We start from the raw sequence: 3,810 nt of genomic DNA on the forward strand, positions 1-3,810 counted from the left end.
GGGGCTGATGAACGGATCTGTGACATCTGAAATCGCTTGACGAGCTGTCAGGCTGGAAGGATGTCGTTGTGCCTAAGCCCTACCCCGAGGAGTTCCGCCGTGACGTGGTGCGGGTGGCGCGCGAGCGTGGCCCTGGGGTGTCTGTGGAGCAGGTCGCTCGCGATTTCGGGATTCACCAGACCACGCTGAATTCGTGGCTTCGTATGGCTGATGCCGATGAAGGCCCGAAGTCGGTCGCAGCCCCGGATGTGCTGCGAGAGAACCGAGAGCTCAAGCGGCGCAATCGCCTGCTAGAGCAAGAGAACGAGGTCTTGCGCAAGGCGGCGGCCTATCTGGCGCGAGGATCGCTACCGGGAAAAGGCTCTACCCGCTCGTGAAGGAGCTGGCCGCAGCCGGTGCCCCGATCCGGGTGCCGGTGGCGGTCTCGTGTCGGGTCTTGAAGCTTCACCGCCAGCACTATTACGCCTGGCTGTCGTGTCCAGTCACCGACGCCGAGTACGACGAGGCGCATTTGGCGAATGCGATCTTCGACGCCCACCGCGAGGATCCTGAGTTCGGTTACCGGCTGTTGTTCGATCAGGTCCGCGCCGCCGGCCACAACGTCAGTGAACGTACGGTGTGGAAGATCTGCTCGATCAACCAATGGTGGTGTGCGTTCGGCAAGAGACGTCGCGGCCGCAAGGGCTTACCTGGCGCCCCGGCGCACGAGGATCTGGTGCGTCGCAAGTTCACTGCGCTGGGACCAAATCGGTTGTGGCTCAGTGATATCACCGAGCACCCGACCGCTGAGGGCAAGGTCTACATGTGTGCGGTCAAGGACGTGTGGTCCAACCGAATTGTCGGATACTCCATCGCTGAGCGGATGACCTCACAATTGGCCGTTGACGCGATCGAGTCCGCCGTAGCCCGCCGCGGCGGCACAGTCGCTGGTTGCACGTTGCACACCGACAGGGGCGGCCAATTTCGTTCCCGAAAACTCCAGCGGTCGCTACGGCGCCATCAGATGCTCGGCTCCATGGGACAGGTCGGCTCCGCCGGGGACAACGCCGCCATGGAAAGCTTCTTCTCTCTGCTGCAACGCAACGTCCTCGACCGCCAACGCTGGCCCACCCGCGATGACCTCCGCATCGCGATCGTCACGTGGATAGAACGCACCTACCACCGCCGTCGAAGGCAAGCCCGCTTGGGCCGATTGACCCCCATCGAATTCGAAGCCATCATGACCCAGACGGCCAACCAGGCCGCCTAACCAACTGTCACAGAATCCTTCAGCAGGCCCGCCTATCGAAAGAGCGACGTCCTATTGAGCCCGACCAGCGCAACACTCAACAAGCCGTAGTAGTCGAGCGCTACTTCCTCGCCGATGTTCGGGTCGTCATGCGCTACATCGTTTCTTCGCTTTCGCAAGTCGTCCAGTTGAGCGCGCAAGCTTGAGTCGATTACACCCTTTTCCGCCAAGCTCGCTGTGAGCGCAGCCATGTTGCTCGGGCGTCGCTCGTCTGGGTAGTTGCGTTTGAACGAACGTTTCAGGAATCCCTCAAGGTTGGTGAACATCACCAGGATTGCGGCCTTGGGATCAACTTTCGCCAGTGCGGGGTAGGAAATTGTGTAGCTCATTTCCACTGAGCCTATATTGGTGCGCTGCTAACAGGGGCAATGTTGAGAATGCCAGGCCGGGACCGGATTCAACACTTCGGATCCTGGGGGCTGGTGCAGGCCACTATAGAGTTTTCAAGCTTGCGAATTACCTTCTCACTATATGCGCCTGCTGCGTTGCTGGACAAGGTATCTCGGTCGGAATATTTGCTGTTAGAGCGGATATTAGCGGCGCAATCGCGATAGTGGCGGCAGTAGCTGCTGCGACGGCTCGCATCGTCCCGCGGCTGCTGTGTCGCCAGTACCCGTGCTGCAGGCCCTCCAGGGTTGAGACGTCGATATGGGGCCTGCGTAATGGGCGACTGGCGACAAGCCGAGAGGCGATGTCGCGCGTTTGTCGGCGCCGTATGCGATGCTATTGGGCTGCCCACCGGAAGGGAGCCACACAGTATGTGACAGTACCGGCGAAGGAACACGGATGGACGACGAGCAGGAAGAAGTAGAGCGAGTACGCGACTGGGTCGGCCGGCTAGAAGCATTTGCTTCGGCACTCGGTGACATCGAAGGTGATAGTGCTACAGACTTCGCGGATAACGCCTTTGAGGCGTGGTCGGAGTATGCACTGCCGGAAGTGACCGCGAAGACCCCGGCAGCTCTCCTGATCGTCAGGTCGCTGAACGCACTGGGAAGCGCCGCTTCGACGGTCTGGGTCGACTGGGCAGAGACACCTGATGTACGGGACCGCTATACACGTGAGACTGCTCAACAGCTCGTCCGGGAAAACCTGGATAGGGTCCTGTCGGACTGCAAGCGCTGGCTTTCCGAAGGCCTTCCATCGTCAGACGACCTGGAAGCGCTGTTCACCGCTGCCGCCGCCGAATGCAAGAAGCTGATGGACGCCATTGCGTCGATGAGGGCGGAACTTGATGCCCAAGAAGCCGAAGCTGAAGCCGATCTGGCGAGTCCCCGATTCTGAGTCCACCCGGTTCTTGAGTCGGGGTGGTGTGATCCAGTTTCAGTTGATGTTGCAGTCCATCGGGGTGTGGGTGCAGCTGCAGACGGCAGCGTACTCGGCCGGGGTGCGGTAGCCCAGGGCCGAGTGGCGGTGCCGGTAGTTGTGTTCGTGCTTGAAGTCGCCGATGACCACGCGGGCTTCGAGCAGGGTGTTCCAGTGGTTGCGGTTGAGGCACTCCTTGCGTAGTCGGTTGTTGAACGATTCGATGTGTCCGTTGTTCCATGGCGCTCCTGGCGGGATATACGACATACCAGTCCGACCGTCACAGAACTGCTGCAGCGCTTGGGAAATGAACTCCGGACCGTTGTCCATCCGCAGCACCTTCGGCGGCCCACCCGCTGCGGCGAACACGTTGGCGAGATCGGCGACGAGTCGGTCGGCGGTGATCGACCGCTCAACGATGTGCAGCAGTGAGACGCGGGTGTGCTCGTCGATCATCGAGGCGATCTTGATGGCCTTGCCGTCGACGGTGGAATCGAACTGGAAGTCGATCGCCCACACCACGTTCGGGGCATCGGCCTCGATCGATGGGATCGACGACACCCCGGCCCGCTTGCGCGGACTGTGCACCCGCACCTGCAGCCCTTCCTCGCGCCACAGCCGGTGGATCTTCTTCAAATTGACCTCACGGCGCTCGTCGTAGCGCAACGCCGCCCAGGCACGGCGGAACCCATGGCATGGGTTCTTCGTCGCGTACGTGCGCAGCCAGGCCCGCATCTCGGCATCGGGATCGGCGGGGGTCTGCGACAACGGCAGGCGACGGCAGGTGGAGCGGGGCAGCCCAACGGCTTTGCACGCCAACCGTTCCGACATGCCCATCATGGAGGTGAGCATGCCGACGGCGCGGCGCTTGGCAGCTGGGCCTAAAATTTTCCCTTTGCGACCTCCCGCAAGGCGTCTTTGACCAGCTCGGCCTCGGCCAGTAATCGCTTCAGTCGGGCGTTCTGTTCGCGCAATTCCTTGAGTTCCTTGGCGGCATCGGTGTCCATCCCGCCGTAGGCGCGACGCCAGTTGTACAACGTCGCCGCAGACACCTCGAGTTCGGCTGCGATTTCCTCGCCGGTCTTGCCTTCGGCGGCCAGTTCGTCCGCACGGCGCAGTTTGCGCACGATGTCTTCTGCGGAGTTCCGCTTCCGACCAGCCATACGTTCATCGTCCCTTCTCGCCCACCATCGGGCTACAGGACTCTAGAACTTGCT

Annotated in this window: 4 protein-coding genes; 2 read left to right on the forward strand and 2 right to left on the reverse strand. The window is 61.5% G+C overall.

The window, feature by feature from the left end:
• Nucleotides 1-68 precede the first annotated feature (68 nt).
• A protein-coding gene (locus ACXDF8_RS26835; RefSeq protein WP_457224969.1) for an IS3 family transposase occupies nucleotides 69-1,249 on the forward strand; the annotation gives its coding sequence in 2 pieces (ribosomal slippage) (nucleotides 69-353 and nucleotides 356-1,249; 1,179 coding nt in all).
• Between the two features lie 32 nt (nucleotides 1,250-1,281).
• Here the strand turns inward: ACXDF8_RS26835 and ACXDF8_RS26840 are convergent.
• Nucleotides 1,282-1,617 (reverse strand): DUF4145 domain-containing protein, encoded by a 336-nt coding sequence (locus ACXDF8_RS26840; protein WP_457226274.1) that lies wholly within the window; start codon nucleotides 1,615-1,617, stop codon nucleotides 1,282-1,284.
• A gap of 457 nt (nucleotides 1,618-2,074) precedes the next feature.
• Between ACXDF8_RS26840 and ACXDF8_RS26845 the strand changes: the two genes are divergently transcribed.
• Nucleotides 2,075-2,572 (forward strand): hypothetical protein, encoded by a 498-nt coding sequence (locus ACXDF8_RS26845; protein ID WP_457226275.1) that lies wholly within the window; start codon nucleotides 2,075-2,077, stop codon nucleotides 2,570-2,572.
• Between the two features lie 39 nt (nucleotides 2,573-2,611).
• Here ACXDF8_RS26845 and ACXDF8_RS26850 read toward each other — a convergent pair.
• Nucleotides 2,612-3,756, reverse strand: a protein-coding gene (locus ACXDF8_RS26850; protein WP_457221679.1) for an IS3 family transposase whose coding sequence is annotated in 2 segments (ribosomal slippage) — nucleotides 2,612-3,489 and nucleotides 3,489-3,756 — 1,146 coding nt in all. Because the reading frame shifts where the segments join, the coding sequence is not laid out codon by codon here.
• Nucleotides 3,757-3,810: the final 54 nt, after the last annotated feature.

It is taken from the genome of Mycolicibacterium sp. CBM1, assembly GCF_054073305.1.

Coding starts and splice junctions, on each gene's coding strand:
- ACXDF8_RS26840 (WP_457226274.1), bottom strand. CDS start 1,617: ATGAGCTACACAATTTCCTACCCCGCACTGGCGAAAGTTGATCCCAAG.
- ACXDF8_RS26845 (WP_457226275.1), top strand. CDS start 2,075: ATGGACGACGAGCAGGAAGAAGTAGAGCGAGTACGCGACTGGGTCGGC.